14 protein-coding genes are annotated in these 15,329 nt (G+C 70.0%); 10 read left to right on the top strand and 4 right to left on the bottom strand.

Annotated features, from left to right (window positions below; all coding sequences use genetic code 11):
- Positions 1 to 7: 7 nt before the first annotated feature.
- Positions 8 to 379, bottom strand: coding sequence for a hypothetical protein (locus AC6JA9_RS11250; protein WP_223750316.1), 372 nt, complete (start codon positions 377 to 379; stop codon positions 8 to 10).
- A gap of 479 nt (positions 380 to 858) precedes the next feature.
- On the bottom strand, positions 859 to 1,437 hold the full coding sequence (locus tag AC6JA9_RS11245; RefSeq protein ID WP_463751735.1) for a sugar O-acetyltransferase: 579 nt from the start codon (positions 1,435 to 1,437) through the stop codon (positions 859 to 861).
- 110 nt (positions 1,438 to 1,547) lie between these two features.
- Here AC6JA9_RS11245 and AC6JA9_RS11240 point away from each other — a divergent pair, with 110 nt between their 5' ends.
- The 5 genes from AC6JA9_RS11240 to AC6JA9_RS11220 all read left to right on the top strand — a co-directional run bounded on the left by AC6JA9_RS11240 (position 1,548) and on the right by AC6JA9_RS11220 (position 6,479).
- A complete protein-coding gene (locus tag AC6JA9_RS11240; RefSeq protein WP_223750315.1) occupies positions 1,548 to 1,916 on the top strand; it encodes a YciI family protein in 369 nt (122 codons plus the stop codon).
- 274 nt (positions 1,917 to 2,190) lie between these two features.
- Complete coding sequence (locus AC6JA9_RS11235) at positions 2,191 to 3,204, top strand: Fe(II)-2OG oxygenase family protein (RefSeq protein WP_223750314.1); 1,014 nt, start codon at positions 2,191 to 2,193, stop codon at positions 3,202 to 3,204.
- 12 nt (positions 3,205 to 3,216) lie between these two features.
- Entirely contained in the window at positions 3,217 to 3,855 is a 639-nt protein-coding gene (locus AC6JA9_RS11230) for a VOC family protein (RefSeq protein WP_223750313.1), read from the top strand.
- 24 nt (positions 3,856 to 3,879) lie between these two features.
- Entirely contained in the window at positions 3,880 to 5,292 is a 1,413-nt protein-coding gene (locus AC6JA9_RS11225; RefSeq protein WP_408891276.1) for an ATP-grasp domain-containing protein, read from the top strand.
- Positions 5,289 to 6,479, top strand: a complete 1,191-nt coding sequence (locus AC6JA9_RS11220) for an MFS transporter (RefSeq protein WP_223750311.1) — start codon at positions 5,289 to 5,291, stop codon at positions 6,477 to 6,479. The genes AC6JA9_RS11225 and AC6JA9_RS11220 overlap by 4 nt, the downstream gene beginning before the upstream one ends.
- A gap of 16 nt (positions 6,480 to 6,495) precedes the next feature.
- Here AC6JA9_RS11220 and AC6JA9_RS11215 read toward each other — a convergent pair whose 3' ends face one another.
- A complete protein-coding gene (locus tag AC6JA9_RS11215) occupies positions 6,496 to 7,941 on the bottom strand; it encodes a condensation domain-containing protein (protein ID WP_497959654.1) in 1,446 nt (481 codons plus the stop codon).
- 298 nt (positions 7,942 to 8,239) lie between these two features.
- On the opposite strand from AC6JA9_RS11215, the gene AC6JA9_RS11210 reads away from it, so the two are divergent.
- The 3 genes from AC6JA9_RS11210 to AC6JA9_RS11200 are packed head-to-tail and all read left to right on the top strand — an operon-like array spanning position 8,240 to position 12,249.
- Positions 8,240 to 9,214, top strand: coding sequence for an alpha/beta hydrolase fold domain-containing protein (locus tag AC6JA9_RS11210; protein ID WP_223750309.1), 975 nt, complete (start codon positions 8,240 to 8,242; stop codon positions 9,212 to 9,214).
- 32 nt (positions 9,215 to 9,246) lie between these two features.
- Positions 9,247 to 10,692, top strand: coding sequence for a chondroitinase-B domain-containing protein (locus AC6JA9_RS11205; RefSeq protein WP_223750308.1), 1,446 nt, complete (start codon positions 9,247 to 9,249; stop codon positions 10,690 to 10,692).
- 60 nt (positions 10,693 to 10,752) lie between these two features.
- On the top strand, positions 10,753 to 12,249 hold the full coding sequence (locus tag AC6JA9_RS11200; RefSeq protein ID WP_497959653.1) for a DUF2079 domain-containing protein: 1,497 nt from the start codon (positions 10,753 to 10,755) through the stop codon (positions 12,247 to 12,249).
- Here the strand turns inward: AC6JA9_RS11200 and AC6JA9_RS11195 are convergent.
- On the bottom strand, positions 12,233 to 12,976 hold the full coding sequence (locus AC6JA9_RS11195; RefSeq protein ID WP_223750306.1) for an AraC family transcriptional regulator: 744 nt from the start codon (positions 12,974 to 12,976) through the stop codon (positions 12,233 to 12,235). The genes AC6JA9_RS11200 and AC6JA9_RS11195 overlap by 17 nt on opposite strands.
- 82 nt (positions 12,977 to 13,058) lie before the next feature.
- Here AC6JA9_RS11195 and AC6JA9_RS11190 point away from each other — a divergent pair, with 82 nt between their 5' ends.
- Together AC6JA9_RS11190 and AC6JA9_RS11185 are read left to right on the top strand one after the other, a co-directional pair.
- Positions 13,059 to 14,882, top strand: coding sequence for an AMP-dependent synthetase/ligase (locus AC6JA9_RS11190; protein ID WP_497959652.1), 1,824 nt, complete (start codon positions 13,059 to 13,061; stop codon positions 14,880 to 14,882).
- Between the two features lie 77 nt (positions 14,883 to 14,959).
- Positions 14,960 to 15,202, top strand: coding sequence for a hypothetical protein (locus tag AC6JA9_RS11185; RefSeq protein WP_046712023.1), 243 nt, complete (start codon positions 14,960 to 14,962; stop codon positions 15,200 to 15,202).
- The last annotated feature ends 127 nt before the right edge of the window (positions 15,203 to 15,329 follow it).

Genomic DNA, 15,329 nt, shown 5'->3' with positions numbered 1-15,329 from the left:
CCCGACGTCAGTTGCCGCGGTAGGTCGTGTCGAGGATGCCGACGCCAGCCCCCTCCACGTAGAGGGCGACCCGCGTGCCCTGGGTGGCGGCCTGGGTGGCGCGCTCGAACAGCCCCAGGCGCTCCGCTTCACTGTACTGGTAGCCCGCCGAAGCGGCGCTCGCGCCCAGGTAGTAGTAGTTGCCGACGAAGCTCCCCGTGCAGTTCGCCGCCGTGTACACCTGCACGACCACGTAGCCCTGGCCGTAGGTGAGATTGGGCTGACGCGTGTACGTGGCCGCGCAGACGTAGCCATTCACGGTGATGGGCGCCGCCAGCGCCGGATTGGCAAACCCGACCGACATCATCACCGCCGAGACAACGAGGGACGCTCGCTTCATGGTGTTGCTCCTTCCAATGGGGACTTGGATTGGAATTCCCACAGCCAGGATGGATGCCGGGCTCCGGAGAAATGACTTTGGCCTTTCCACACAAACCAACGCGCGAGCCGCTTTTTCTTCCCGAGGGTGCGGGCTTCTCCAACGCGAATCGCACTCGGTATTGGCCCGGGGAGGTATCGACGGCACGGGGGGCTCCTCGGGTACGATTACGGCTCCATCATGCGCGACTCGCGCACGGCGTTCTCGAGCAACGGGCTGCCGACCATCGAGCCCCTGGGGCGGGCAGGCCATCGGCCAGCGCGCCTCGAACGGCAAAGAACGACGTGGTGGCCGAGGGCGGTGGCAGCGGCACGGTGAACGCCAACCGCACCGCCGTGGGCGCGTGGGAGCAGCTCATCATCACCTTCGAGTGAGTCGCGGCCCGCCGGCCAGCCCTTGCGTCGTGGCAGGCCGCGCGGGTCGAGTGGCCCCGGTGTGGCTCACCACCGTCGGTGGACGGTCGCCTTCGGGCCCGTCACCAGGCTCGCGTCCGGCACGTCGTCGCAGACGATGGCTCCGGCCGCGACCACCGCGTCGCGACCAATCCGGACCCCGGGAAGAATCGTCGCCCCCGCGCCAATCCACGCGTTCTGGGCCACCTCGATGGGCGCGCCCGTGAGGTACAGCCGCCGGTCCCCCGGGTCCACCGGGTGGCTCATCGTGATGAAGGTGACCTTCGGGCCGACCATCACCCCTTCGCCCAGCCGGATGCCGGCATGGTCGAGGAACGTGCAACCCTGGTTGATGAACACCCGCTCGGCCAGCTCCAGCCGCAGCCCATGGTCCGTGTAGAACGGCGGATAGACGGTGACCCGCTTGGGCAGCGGCCGCCCGAGAATCTGCTCGAGCAGCGCCGCCTTGCCCGCCTCGTCGTCGAACGGTAGGACGTTGAGGCGTGACGTCAGCCCGGTGACGTGCAGCACCCGCTGGCTCATCGCCGCGAACTCGGGGCTGAAGGCCCGCTCTCCTCTCGCGAGGGACTCCGGGTCGTGGATGCGCATGAGGTTCTCGAGGGGCATCCCACGAGCCTGGCCCTCGGGCCGCGCCCGAGTCCAGCGCCAGGAAACGCTTCAGCCCGGGCGGCGGATGGAGGACGCTGGGCGCCCCCCCCCCACGCACGGAGTCGGTGATGACGTACATGCTGTTGGTCATGGAGGAGAGCAAGCGCAAGCGGAGCCGGACGCCGGAAGAAGGCCGCCGCGAGATGGAGCGGATGGTGGGCTTCGTCCAGGACCTCCAGGCGCGCGGGCTCTGGAAGGGCAGCGACTCCCTCCGGTCCGTCTCGGAGGGGGTCCGGATCGAGGTCCGGGACCACCAGCGCACCCTGCGTGATGGCCCCTTCGCCGAATCCAAGGAGGTCGTCGGAGGCTACGTCCTCTTCGACTGCGCGAGCCGGGAAGAAGCGCTCGCCATCGCCAGCCAGTGTCCCGCGGCCGAGTGGTCCACCGTCGAGCTGCGCGAAATCGGCGTCTGCTACGAGGAGGAGGACCCGGGCTGAGGCCCCCGCCTCCGTGCCTCGCCAGGAGGTTGGTGCAGTGGAACTCTTCGCTCGGACTGTTGCGTGTCTGCCCTGAAGCGCCCACCAACTCCTTTCAGCTTCCAGGAGACTGGGGTGGTCTCCGCACCCCATCCCTATCAATTCAAGATTAATATGGACTACTAGACATACCGGTAGTATCTGCGCGCCCCAGCTCGAAGCTGAGTCGGGGGCCGAGATGACTCGTGTCGCGAGGTCAGACGGAAAATCCGCAAGTCCTCACACCGAAGTGGCGGTGCTGAAATGGCTGCCTTCGCAGGCGGAATACCTGCATCAACAGGCCGTGCGGTTGGCTCGGGCAGGGGGACCACAAGCCGCGGGGGTCCGTGAGCGCGCCGAGGCCAGCGCGAGCGCGCTGCGAGAGCTGCTGGACCCCGGGCAGCGCGCCGTGGTGGATGGCTATGCCAGCAATCGCACCACCCTGCTGGTGGTCGAGGGCATGCGAGAGGTGGGCGAGGGCGTCCCCGAGACGAGGCCGTCGCTCGAGTCCTTGAAGGTCGACTTCGATTGCCAGGTGCTCGCGTCACGCAGCCAGCTCCTGTTGAACCTCTGTGACAATCGCGCCTTCGCGTACGATTTGGATTACAATGAAATGGTCCGCATCGTCGGCAACTTCAAGGGGGGCGGCCAGCACAAGATTCCAGAGGAGCCCGCGCCCGAGGACGTGGAGCTCTCCTCCCACTCCGGGCTCGCGCTCGGCGCCCACACCGAGCCGCCGTATTACTGCTCGTTCCACGCGACGCAGCGGCGCTCCCCGGCGCCCTCGACGCTGATTCTGACGGCGCGGTGGAATCCGCTCCAGGAGCCGACCCAGGTCATCCCGGTGACGCCGGTGCTGGAGGCCCTGGGAGAGCCGGTGGTCGACGCGTTGACCCGCAAGCACTATCAATTCACCCGGCCCGACTCCTACGTCCCCGGTGACGAGGACGGCCGCGACGTCTCCATCGTGGACTACAACCCACACGGCGACTACGCGTTCCGGTTCAGCGCCTATCGCTTCTCCGCGTGCGCCGGGGCGCCGGAGACCGCGCACAGGGCCCTCGCCGCGCTGCAGGCCGGCATCGCGAACGCCGAGCGGCTCCAGGTGACGCTGGACTCCAGCAAGGCCATCCTCATCAACAACACCAAGGCCCTGCACTGCCGCGACAGCATCAAGGACAACCGGCGCATCCTCGTGCGACTGTTCGGCTACAACCGCTTCTCGACCGCCATCGTCCAGTCGACCGACCCGATGCTGGTCCAGGGCTGACCCCGCGACACCATGCCTCGACTCGACCACCTCTCCGTCATCGCACCCTCGCTCGTCGAAGGCATCTCACACCTCCGGGAGTGCCTGGGCCTCGACATCCCCTTCGGCCGCAAGCACATCCACATGGGCACGCACAATCACCTGCTCCGGCTGGGTGAGGCCGCCTATCTGGAGGTGATTGCCATCGACGAGGAGGCGCCGCCCCCCGCGCACCCCCGGTGGTTCGGGCTGGACGACCGCGCGGCGGTGCGGCGGGCGTGGGACGGCGGCAGGCGCCTGCGGGGCTGGGTGGCGAGCACCGACCACTTCGCCCGGGACCTGGCCCGGCACCCGGGCGTCTTCGGTGAGCCGCGCGAGTTCCACGCCGGCGCGTCCAGCTACTTCTTCGCCGTGCCCGTGGACGGCTCGCTGCCGATGGGGGGCGTCGTGCCCTCGCTCATCGACCGCAAGGGGGCACGCCCGACGCTCGCGCCCCAGACCGAGCGGGGCTGTGAGCTTCTGGCCTTCACGCTCGAGCACCCGGACCCGGCCGGCATCGCCCGGCTGTACGAGGCACTCGACATCCCTGGCGCGCCCGCCGTGAAGCACGGCGAGGCGCTCCGCTATACCGCGACGATTCGCACGCCGTCGGGAATCCGCATCCTGACTTGAACCCTGGGGTCGACGATGTCCAAGGTGGCTTCTCCCTTTCAGAAAGATGGCGGCGGTCTGGCGCTGTGTCCCTACGACGCGGAGCTCGACGCGCTGCTGGCCCGGGCCTCGGCCGACGAGCGTGAGCACATCGCGGCGGCACAGCGCGACCTGCGCGCGACGGCGCTCGACCACCGGCTCCAGTTCGACGCCAACCACGCCTATCCGGTGTGCCTGCGGCCGACCCTCATCGACGCGGACTGGGCCGCGGAGCTGAAGCTCGCCGGCGAGCGCTTCATCCGCGTGTTCGACGACGTGCTGGAGCTGTACCGCCACGACGACGAGGTCCGCGGGCTCTATCGCGGCTATGAGCCGGTGCGTGACTACCTGCTCGCGGCGCCCGGGTTCCGGCCGCTCACGCGCATCTGCCGCTTCGACGGCCTGGTGGCGCCGGACGGCCGCTACCTCATCCTGGAGACCAACACCGACTGTCCCGCGAACCTGTTCGCGTCCGGCATGGCGACGCGGCTGTGGCGCTCGCGGCCCAACCCCATCCTGGCCGCGTGGGGGCGCGACGTGGAGTGGGTCCCCCAGCCCATCGTGGAGACGCGCAACCTGTTCATCTCGGAGATGCTGGACACCTATCGCGCGGACAAGGGACGTGAGCCGAGCGAGGTCCGCATCGTCAACTACAACGGCCGCTTCACCAGCGAGACCGACCTCATCATCCAGGGCTTCGACGAGCGCGGCATCCACTGCGAGTTCATCGACCTGCGGGAGCTGGCGCCGGGGGCGGGCCACGTGACGCACCGGGGGACGCGCATCGACCTCGTCTACAACAAGTGGGACCTGCGCGACCTGGTCCGGTGCCCCGACGCCGCCCCCTACCTGCGCGCGGTGGCGGACGGAGACGTGGTCAGCGTGAACCCGCTGGCCTGCCAGTGGCTCTACGCGGACAAGTCCATCCTGGCGCTCCTGAGCGACCCGCGGTTCGGCGACCACTTCTCACCGGCGGACCGCCAGCTGTTCCAGCGCCACGTGCCGTGGACGCGCGTGGTGGCGCCCGGGCGCTCCATCTCCATGGAGGGCGACGCGGTGGACCTGTGCGACTACCTCCAGCGCAACAGGTCCCGCTTCCTGCTCAAGCCGACCAACGCCACGTGGGGCGACGGCATCGTGATTGGGAACAAGGCGCGGGAGGAGGACTGGCGGCGCGCCGTCGAGACCGCGGCGTCCGACGCCTCGTACGTGGCCCAGGAGTACATCCAGGGCCACGTCGTCCACTGTCCGGACCCGACGACGGGCGAAATCACCCAGCGCATCGCGGACCTCAACATGTTCATCTTCGGCGGCAAGGCGGTGGGCTTCCTGTCGCGGGCCAACCAGAGTCCCATCATGAGCCTCTACAAGGGCGGCGCGATGCTGCCGGTCCTGGTCGCGCGCCACCCGGCGTCATGAGTCCACCCCTCCCGGACGCCGCCGCGTGGCGGAGCATCTTCACGATTTCGTTCCTGGTCGGCATGTTCGCCGTCGCGGTGGGGGGCACGCCCGTGTTGCTCGGCGTGCTGCTGGCCCGCCAGGGCGTGGCCGACAGCGTGATTGGCATCTCCGCGGCGTGCAGCCCGCTGGGGCTGATTGCCTCGTCGTTCGTGATTCCGTGGGCGGCCGAGCGGTTCGGCGCGGTGCGCATCGGCGTCGCCAGCTGCCTGCTCGGCCTGACGGCGATGGTGGCGATGGCGCTCGTGCCCCAGCCGCTGCTGTGGATTGTCGCGCGCCTGCTGTGGGGCCTGGCGGTGGGCGGCTTCTACATCGTCAACAAGGCCTGGCTCGCGCAGCTCACGCCCTCGGGGCGCCGGGGCCGGGTGTTCGGCATCTACACGTCGTTCCTGTCCGCGGGCTTCGCGTGTGGGCCGCTGGTGGTGGCGCTGGTGGACTTCCGCTCGCCCCACTGCTTCGCGCTGCTCGGCGCCGCGTTCATCGCGTGCGCGCTGGGGGTGTTGCTCGTCCGCCAGCGGCTGCCGGACTTCCACGGCACGGCGCGCGCGCCGGTGCTCGGGGCGCTCGGCTTGATTCCGGCGGCGCTGCTGGCGGCCGCGTCGTTCGGCGCGTTCGACCACGCGTCCCTCGCGTTCCTGCCCCGGTTCGGGGCAGCGCATGGCACGAGCACCGCGGTGATGGGCATCGGGCTGAGCGTGCTGAACGTCGGCAACGTGGTGCTGCAGCCGCCCATCGGCTGGGCGTCCGACCGCTGGGGCCGACGCCCGGTGATGATGGGCTGCGCGTTGCTCACCGTGCTGGGCGGCGCCGCGCTGCCGTGGGTCATCGGCGTCGCGACGCCCCTGCTGTTCCTGTTCCTGTTCGTCTGGGGCGCGTGCGCCTACGGCACGACGACGGTGGCGCTGGCGTCCATCGGCGACCGCTTCAGCGGGGCGCAGCTGCTCAGCTGCAGCGCCGCCATGACGATGGCGGGCGGGGTCGGGGGTGTCGCCGGCTCCTCGGCCATCGGCGTGCTGCAGGACGTGTTCGGCACCCAGGCATTCCCTCGGGCGCTCATCCTCATCTTCCTGGCGCTGGCCGTGGTCGCGGCGCGCTCGATGCGGGGCGGCAGCCCGGCCACGCTGCCCGACGCCGCCGCCACCCGGTGAGCGCGCCCGCTCGCCGTCAGCGCGAGGCGGAGGGCTGACCGCCTTCCCGGGGCGTGACGCCACCGCGGACGGAGCCGCGGAGGAGGTCCTCGAGCGTGGAGCTGATGGCGGCGCGGTAGCGGTCGAACGCGTCCACGCTCTTGGGCACATCGCAGATGATGGAGTGGAGGAAGAGCCCCTCCGCGTTGCGGAGGAACCACATGTTGCCCGTGTTGGAGTGCGAGGACTCGGGCATCGTCTTCGGCCGCCAGACGTCGAGCATGTCCGCGCCGGGCAGCTTCCGGTAGTCGAGGAAGGAGAAGAAGTTGACCGGGAACGGCCACGTCCGCAGGTGGAAGTACTGCGGCGCGAGCAGCTCCCAGACCTTCACGAAGGGCACGTCGACGTTGCGCAGCAGCTCCTTGAAGCTTGTCTGGACCCCCTCGACGACCTCCGGGAACGTCATCCCGTCGGCGATGGGGAAGCGGATGGCCAGGGTGTTGACGAACCAACCGAAGGACTTGCGCCAGCGGGGGTCCTTGCGCTCACCAATGGGCATGAACCCCCGGTACACCTGGGCGCCCGAGATGTCCCGCAGGGCCATGCCCACGACGGCCAGCATGCCGATGAACAGCTTCACGCCGCGCTCCTGGCAGAGGCGCTCGAACGCCTGCGCCCCCGCGTCGTCGAGCAATCGCACGGTGCTGTTGCGGGCCGGGTACATGCGGCCTGACTCGAGGCCCAGGTCGAGCGGGATGTGGGGGAACAGGTCCCCCGCGTCCGCGATGAAGGCACGCCAGTAGTCCAGCTCGGGGCTGTCCGCGGTCAGCTTCGAATAGCGGTGGCGCTGCACGTCCCCGAAGTCGAGGTAGCTCCCCGCCACCTCGGGGACCGGCGTCAGGCCCGCGGCCAGGGCGGCGTAGTCGCGCTGCACGTCCTCCACCGCGAAGACCAGGGAGAGGCCATCACACAGGATGTGGTCGAACCCCATGTAGACGGTGGCCTGCGACGGCTCCACCACCACGCCCATCACGAACAGCGGCCACGACAGCGTGTCGATGTCCCGGTTGAACGTGGCCTGGATGTGGGCCGTCACCGCCTCGCCCGACGCGAGGTGCCCCACGTCGGTGTGCTCCAGCCGGACCTGCGCGGGCGTCATGACGTCGCAGCGCAGGTCCCCGGCGATGAGCTGCTCGAACCCGCAGCGCAGCACCTCGTGCCGCTTCACGAAGTGCAGCAGCGCCGCCTCCAGCGCGGCCAGGTCGAGCGGGCCGGGGATGCGGAACGACAGGCCAATCCAGTAGTCCTCCGAGACGTGCTCCTGCCGGGCCGACACCGCGGCCGCGAAGTGCTTCTCCTGGTTGTAGGAGGCGGGCCGGTCACCGGCCGAGAGCGAGGCGAGCGTGTTCGCGGCGGGGCGCAGTCGCCATTCGTGGACATGGCCGGCGTGGAACCCCGCCTCTTCGAGGGGGAGCTGATGCATGGAGGAAGTCCTTTCCGCGGTCTTTCGCGTGTTCGGCGCCTCGCGGACGCGAGTTCGCGTCAGTGCGCCCTGCACAGAGGCTGTGATTGCCATTCGGCACGGACAAGCCCTCTTCCGCGCCGTGTCGGGTGCATCCAGTTGGGGGCGACGCGAGACTGGAGGTGACGTCTGCCATTGCCCCCGGGATGCGGGTGAGCCGGAACACCAGGCCGAGGCAGTGTGGAGCAAGCCCCACTTCGAACGGGTGACGGTGCTACGGGCTTTCCACGCGCGCACCGGTCCGGAGTATGCAGCACGCATGACTCATCCTGATTTCGACCCGCAGCTCGCCCCGCTCCTCGCCCCGCTCGAGGGGTACGTCCCCTTGAAGATGACGCTGGAGCAGCTCGAGCACTTCCGCCGACTGAGCGACGTGACGCGGGAGGCGCTCATCGGGGACGCGCAGGTCGACTGCGTCGACCACACCATCCCGGGATATCGAGGCGACGACATCGTCGTCTCCGTCATCTCCCGCAAGGGGCACTCGGTGGCCGGGCCCGCCGTCTACCACATCCATGGTGGTGGCATGGTGATGGGGACCCGCTTCGCCGGAGCCCGGCCGCTGGTGGACTGGGCGCTGCGCCATGACGCCGTCTGCGTGAGCGTCGAGTACCGGCGGGCACCCGAGCACCCCGCGCCCACGCTGGTGGAGGACTGCTACGCGGGCCTGGAATGGATGGCCGCGAACGCGAAGTCGCTGCGCTTCAATCCCCACCAGCTCGTCATCTTCGGCGGCAGCGGCGGGGGCGGGCTCGCGGCAGGGACCACGCTGCTCGCCCGGGACAGGCAGGGGCCTCGGCTGCTCGGCCAGTTGCTGCAATGTCCCATGCTGGACGACCGCAACGAGACGACCTCCGCGCATCGGTACGACGGCGTCGGCGTCTGGGACCGGACCAGCAACCTGACCGCGTGGCGCGCCGTGCTGGGAGACCGGCTCGGCGGTCCGGAGGTGTCCCCCTACTCCGCGCCCGCGCGGGCCTCCGACCTGAGCCGGCTGCCGCCCACCTTCATCGACGTGGGAGGCGCGGAGACGTTCCGGGATGAAGCCGTCACCTACGCGAACCGGATCCTGGCGGCGGGGGGCGAGTGCGAGCTGCACGTCTGGGGTGGCGCGTTCCACGGCTTCTACGACATCGCCCCCCAGTCGGCGCTGGCGCGGGCGTGCATCGCGGCGCGGGACTCGTGGCTCGCGCGGATGTTCGCGCGCGACGCCACCCACCCCGTGACGGGGTAGACTCCGAGCCCCCCTCGCTTGGAGTCCCCTGGATGAGAACCGTCCCCCTCGTCGTCCTCCTCCTGCCGCTGTCGGGCGTCGCCGCCACGAAGAACGTGACCACCGTGGCGGAGCTGCAAGCCGCGCTGTCCTCCGCGAAGGCGGGGGACGACATCGTGCTCGCGGATGGCACCTACACGGTGAATGCGAACCTCAACTGCGCGGCGGAGGGCACGGATGCCCAGCCCATCACCGTGCGAGCGGCGAACCGGCACGCGGCGCTCATCCGCTTCAACGCCACCGAGGGCTTCAAGGTGTCGGGGCGCGCCTGGGTCTTCGACGGGCTCACCATCGAGGGCATCTGCGCCCGCGACCAGGACTGCGAGCACGCGTTCCACGTCACCGGCCACGCGGAGGGCTTCGTGCTGCGCAACAGCCGCGTGCGCGACTTCAACTCCCAGCTCAAGGCCAACGCGACGAAGAACACCAGCGGCGTCTTCGAGATGCCCCACCGGGGGCTCATCGAGCGCAACGACATCTACGACACCCGCCCGCGCGTGACGGGGACGCCCGTCAACAAGCTCAACATCGACACGGGCGACGACTGGGTGGTGCGCGACAACGAGGTGCACGACTTCTCCAAGCAGGGAGGCATCTCCTACGGCGCTTTCATGAAGAGCGGCGGCAAGCGGGGGCTCTTCGAGCGAAACCGCGTCCTGTGCGCCCGGGACCGGCCGGCCTCGGACACGCGAATCGGCCTGTCCTTCGGCGGCGGAGGCACGGGCGCGGCGTTCTGTGCGCCGGCCTTCGACGCGACGGTGCCGTGTGACCCCGAGCACTCGGATGGCATCATCCGGAACAACATCGTCGCCAACTGCTCGGATGTCGCCGTCTACCTGAACCGGGCCGCGCGCACGCAGGTGCTGTTCAACACCTTCATCGCCACGACGGGCGTGGACTTCCGCTACGCGTCCTCCACCGGCGAGGCCCACGGCAACGTGTTGTCGTCCGTCATCCGAAACCGCGACAACGGCCGCTTCACCGCGGGGACGAACCTGACGAACGTGGCCACGGGCACGTGGACGTCCTGGTACGTGGCGCCGGTCCAGGGCGACCTGACGCTGAAGGGCCCGGTGACGCAGTTGGTGGGCGCCGCCGCCCCCAGCGCCTCCGTCACCGAGGATTTCTGCCAGCGGCCCCGGCCCACGTCCGGCAACTCCACGCTGGGGGCGCTGGAGCACTCGCTCGGCGACTGCGCGCCCGTCACGCAGCAGCCTGACGCGGGCACGCCGGACGCGGGCACGCCGGACGCGGGCGGAGGAACCCCGGACGCGGGCGGAGGCACTCCGGACGCGGGCGGCGGCGTGACGGACGCGGGCACGAACCCGGACACGGGCTCCCCCGACAAGGACAGCGGCGGTTGCGGCGCCAGCCCGGGTCTGTGGCCGCTGCTCCTCGTGCTGCTCCTGCCGTTGAGCCTGCGGCGACGGCTGCGTTAGCGGCTGTCTTCCATTCCGGCCCGTGGGTGACCTGCCCACGGGCCAGGCGGGCCCCAGGGCGTGAACACTGGCGGAGCCAGTCATGACGCGCTATTGGCAAGCGCCAGCTCCACCATGGTTGCCTCCACACCTGATTCGGGCCCCGAGCGCCCGCGACCTCGACTGGCACCGCTCGCGCTGCCGCTCGTGGTCCTCCTCTGGCTGCTGCTCGTCGTCACCCCCGTCTGGCTTCAGGCCGCGCGGGCCTGTTTCCCGAACTTCGACCTGGGCATCTATTCCCAGGCAGTGGCGCGTCTGTCGTTGGCCCAGCCCAACCCGTGGATCAGCGCGCGCCAGGTGTTCATCTTCAATGACCACTTCGACCCCATCCTCTGGGTGGCACATCCGCTGGCGCGGCTCCTCCCGCCCATGTGGGCGGCGCTGGTCGTCGAGGCCCTCTTCGTGCTGCTCACCGTGGCGCCCCTGCTCTGGCTCCAGGCAAAGGGACTGCTGAGCCGCCGCGCCATCGTCCTGCTCACAGCGCTCCTGCTCTTGAGCCCCAGCGTGGTGGAGGCCCTGAAGTTCCCCGCCCACCCCACGACGTGGTCCGTGCTGCCCTGGGTGCTGACAGGCGTGGCCTTCCATCTACGACGCCCGGGGCTGCTGCTCGCCTCGCTGGTCCTCCTCTTCTCCTGCAAGGAGGAGTTCGCGTTCGGCGGCGTCATGTTGACGCTCGCGCTGCTCCTGCGGGGCGAGCGCCGCCTCGCGGCGGGCGTGGGCGCGCTGTCACTCGCCTGGCTCGCGGGCGTCTACGGGCTGCGCCCCTGGCTGCTGGGCCCCACCGTGGACTACGGCTTCCGGCTGAGCCAGGGAATGGAGGGAGGGTGGCCGCACTACCTCTCGCTCCGGCTGGCGCCGCCCCACCTGTCACGCATGGGCACCCTGGTGCTGCTGTTCGTCCCGCTGGGACTCTGGGCATGGCGCGAGCGCGTGAGGCCGGACTGGGCCTGGCTGCTGGTGCTCCTGCCGATGCTGGGCATCCGCTTCCTCGCCATGTCCTGGCGGTTCCACTACGGCGTGTCGCTCGTGGCCGCGGCGCTCATGGGCTTCCTGCCCGTCCTCCGTGCCCGGAGGCCGCCCGCGTGGGTCCTCGCCTCCACGGGCGTCATCCTCCTCGCCAGCAACGAGCCGAACCTCCGGAAGCTCACGAGCACCCTCACCTCCCCGATGACGGCTCCGCGTCACTGCCCCGCGACACCGGAGCGGCTGGCGAGCCTGGCGCGGGGCGTGGACCTGCTCCAGCAGCACCGCGAGGGCTCGGCGCTGCTCGGCAGTAACCTCGTCGCGCCGCTGGCGGACCGCGACGACCTCTACGCCGTGGGAGGTCCCCAGCCCGACGAGGGGCGCGTCCACGAATGGGTCTTCATCGAGAAGCCACCCCATGGCGACGTCTGGCCCCTCACGCCCGAGCGGGTGAGCGAGCTCATCGACGTGTGGCGCAAGGACGCGGGCACCCGGGTCCTCATCGACGACGAGCACGTCTTCCTGGCCCGAGGGCGCTTCACGGCGCACCGCTGACGCGCGTCTCGAAGAGGGTCCCCGTGAGGCCGTCGGTGAAGACCTTCGAGGGCGGCAGGCCGAACATCCCTCGGAACAGCCGGGAGAAGTGCGCCGAGTCGTAGAAGCCCGCGGCGTGCGCGACCTCGGTGAGGCTCCTCCCCCGGAGCGCGAGCGCCGCGGCCGCCTGCATCCGGTGCCACGCGCGATACGCCCCCATCGGCACGCCGACCTGCTCGCTGAACCGGTGCTCGACGAGCGAGGTCGAAGCCCCCACCCGCCGCGCCAACCCCACCGCGTCCGCGGGCGCCGACTCCCGCGTGGGAGCAGCAAGCCACGCGGCGACCCGCGCGATGCGCGCGTCGACCTCCCGCGGGCAAGGCCCCAGGTGCAGCGCCTGCTGGAAGAGCTCCGTCCAGGGCTGCGGGTGTCGCGCACCGAGGGCGGTCTCCACGGCCGCGCGCACCGCGCTCGCGTCGACCTGATGGCGCAGCTTCACGCCGGGCTCCAGGAACAGCACCGCGGCGCGCCCACCCTGGAAGTCGAGCGCGTGCCATTGCCACCCCCGCACGAAGGTGGCCTCGTGCTGCCCGACACGACCGTCGCCGTCGACGAGCTCGAACGCATCATCCAATCCCACGAGCACGGCGTTGGCGGCGAACCGATGCCGGGGCAACTCGTGGAAGCGGCCGACGTAGAGCGCTCGACCTCCGCCCAGCAACAAGTGGCTCCGCATCTGCAGAATCATACAAGCCGGCCCGTGGCGCCGCACCTAGCGTGGCTTCGTGAAACAAGCCGCTCCCCTGCCCGCCACGCACCGAGGAGGCCCCATGGCCGAGGTCCACCCGTCCCTCCCCCAGATGATTCTCGACCGGGCGAACGCGTCGCCGCATCGCGTCGCGTTCCGCGTCAGACATGACGACACCTATGTGGACCACCGCTGGTCGGAGCTGCTGCCGCGAATCGAGGCACTCGCCGCGGGGCTGTTGAGCGCGGGCACGGTGGACGACGGCGCGTGCATCACCCTCGTCGGCAACACCTCGATGGCGTCCTGTCTCGTCGACTTCGCGGCCCTGCGCGTCGGCCTCAAGACGGTGCCCGTCTACGCCAGCCTGCTGCCCGAGGAGGTGGGCTACATGCACGTGGACACCGCCGCGCAGCTCATCGTCGTGGACGACGCGAACCAGCTCGACAAGGTGCGCGCCTTCCGTGCGGGCTTCACCTTCTTCGACCGGCACTACCCACCCGACGCGCTCGCCGCGCGCGCCAGGGTGGTGGTCATCCACCCGGCGGGGCTTGCTCCCGCCGATGACTGGGAGAGCCTGGAGGCGCTCGAGGCTCGCGGGCGCACCCGACGGGCGGAGCTGGAGGACGAGGTGCGCCGCAGGGCGTCGCTGATTCGACGCGAGCACGTCGCGACCTTCACGTACACGTCGGGGACCACCGGCGCGCCGAAGGCGGTGATTCAAACCCACAACAACATGCTGGCGATGCTCGAGGACGTCGGCACCGCGCGGCTCCTGGATGACAACGTGCTCACGCACGGCCTGTTCCTCTTCCTCCCCGCCGCGCACTCCTTCGGACGCATGGTGGAGTTCGCGGGCCCCTTCTTCGGCGCGCCGCTGGTGATGTCGTCGGTGCCCACGCTGGCGGCGGACCTGGTCGCCTCGCGCCCGGGCTTCTTCCCCGCGGCCCCGCGCGTCTTCGAGAAGATGATGGCGAAGGTCACCAGCACCATCGAGGGCGAGCAGGGCTTGCGCCGCTGGATGCTGGACTGGGCCCTGGGCGTGGGGCGTCGCGCCGCGACCCACGGCAAGTCCCGGCCCCTGTGGCTGGAGGCGCAGCGGGCCCTGGCGGACCGGCTCGTGCTGTCGAAGCTGCGCGCGCGCCTGGGCCTGGACCACGCCTCCGTGCTCCTGTCCGGCGCAGCCGCGCTTCGCGTCGACGTGCAGCTGTTCTTCCTCTCGCTCGGGCTGACCATCCTGGAGGCCTATGGGCTGACGGAGACGTGTCCCGGGCTCACCATCAATCCCAGGGAGGACGTGCGCCCTGGCACGGTGGGACGCGCGTTCTCCCGCTGCCAGCTCAAGGTGGACGCGGATGGCGAGCTGCTCGCGCGCGGACCGAACATCTCGCGGGGCTACCTGAACAGGCCGGAGGCCACGGCGGAGGCGTTCGATGACGACGGGTGGTTCCGGACCGGAGACCTCGCCTCCATCGACGCGGAGGGCTTCGTCCGGGTGACGGGGCGCAAGAAGGAGCTGCTCAAGACGAGCGGCGGGAAGTACGTGGCGCCGCTGAAAATCGAGGCGCAGCTCAAGCGACACCCGCTGGTCCAGGAGGCCGTCGTGCTCGGCGACGGACGCAACTACTGCACGGCCATGTTCGCGCTCGACCCGGAGATACTCGCCATGGTGGCCCGGCGAGAGGGCATCCCCGCCGACCCCGCGCACCCGCGCATCAACGACATCCTGAAGGCCCTGGTGGAAGAGACCAACGCGGGCCTGGCGTCCTTCGAGCGCATCAAGACATTCCGTGTCTCCCCGGGCCCGTTCACGGTGGATGGCGGCGAGCTCACCGCGTCGCTCAAGGTCAAGCGCCACGCCGTCACCCGCAAACACTCGGCGCTCATCGAGTCGATGTACGGGGCCTAGGCGTCGTCAACCCGCCTGGGCTCGCCTAAGCTATCCCAGCATTTCGAGTATTTCTAGCGAATCAACTGGAGATGGTCATGCGAGCAATCCTGGCAATCGCGGTGGCGTTCGGACTGACGGCCTGTGGGGGCGTGGAGACGGGTGAGCCGATGGCGCCCGAGGCCACCGAGCAGGCGTCGTCGGAGCTGGCCGGCAGCTGCGAGGCCCTCGTCGGGACCTTCTGTCGCCCCGGAGCGTTCACCTCCTGCACCTGGTCCGACGGCAACCTGGGCGAGTGCGAGTGTCAGCGCACGCCCTTCAACAAGTGGCTCTGCTACTAGCCTTCACGCCGTGTCAGTCCCGTTGATTCCGTCCCGAGGCAGGCAGACGGAATCAACGGACCTGCCTCAGGGCTCGGTGGAGAAATGTGGGCGACACACCCACAGGAGGGTGCCTAGAATCAGGCCT

The sequence above is a fragment of the Myxococcus sp. MH1 genome (genome assembly GCF_059738865.1).
Note: the sequence above shows the minus strand (reverse complement) of the source record. Positions and strands in the feature narration are given on the sequence as shown.

Bases quoted from the DNA above. Each gene is read 5' to 3' on its own strand.
- AC6JA9_RS11250 (WP_223750316.1), bottom strand. From the start codon at position 379: ATGAAGCGAGCGTCCCTCGTTGTCTCGGCGGTGATGATGTCGGTCGGG.
- AC6JA9_RS11245 (WP_463751735.1), bottom strand. From the start codon at position 1,437: ATGCCCCTCGAGAACCTCATGCGCATCCACGACCCGGAGTCCCTCGCG.
- AC6JA9_RS11240 (WP_223750315.1), top strand. From the start codon at position 1,548: ATGACGTACATGCTGTTGGTCATGGAGGAGAGCAAGCGCAAGCGGAGC.
- AC6JA9_RS11230 (WP_223750313.1), top strand. From the start codon at position 3,217: ATGCCTCGACTCGACCACCTCTCCGTCATCGCACCCTCGCTCGTCGAA.
- AC6JA9_RS11220 (WP_223750311.1), top strand. From the start codon at position 5,289: ATGAGTCCACCCCTCCCGGACGCCGCCGCGTGGCGGAGCATCTTCACG.
- AC6JA9_RS11215 (WP_497959654.1), bottom strand. From the start codon at position 7,941: ATGCATCAGCTCCCCCTCGAAGAGGCGGGGTTCCACGCCGGCCATGTC.
- AC6JA9_RS11210 (WP_223750309.1), top strand. From the start codon at position 8,240: ATGACTCATCCTGATTTCGACCCGCAGCTCGCCCCGCTCCTCGCCCCG.
- AC6JA9_RS11205 (WP_223750308.1), top strand. From the start codon at position 9,247: ATGAGAACCGTCCCCCTCGTCGTCCTCCTCCTGCCGCTGTCGGGCGTC.
- AC6JA9_RS11195 (WP_223750306.1), bottom strand. From the start codon at position 12,976: ATGATTCTGCAGATGCGGAGCCACTTGTTGCTGGGCGGAGGTCGAGCG.
- AC6JA9_RS11190 (WP_497959652.1), top strand. From the start codon at position 13,059: ATGGCCGAGGTCCACCCGTCCCTCCCCCAGATGATTCTCGACCGGGCG.
- AC6JA9_RS11185 (WP_046712023.1), top strand. From the start codon at position 14,960: ATGCGAGCAATCCTGGCAATCGCGGTGGCGTTCGGACTGACGGCCTGT.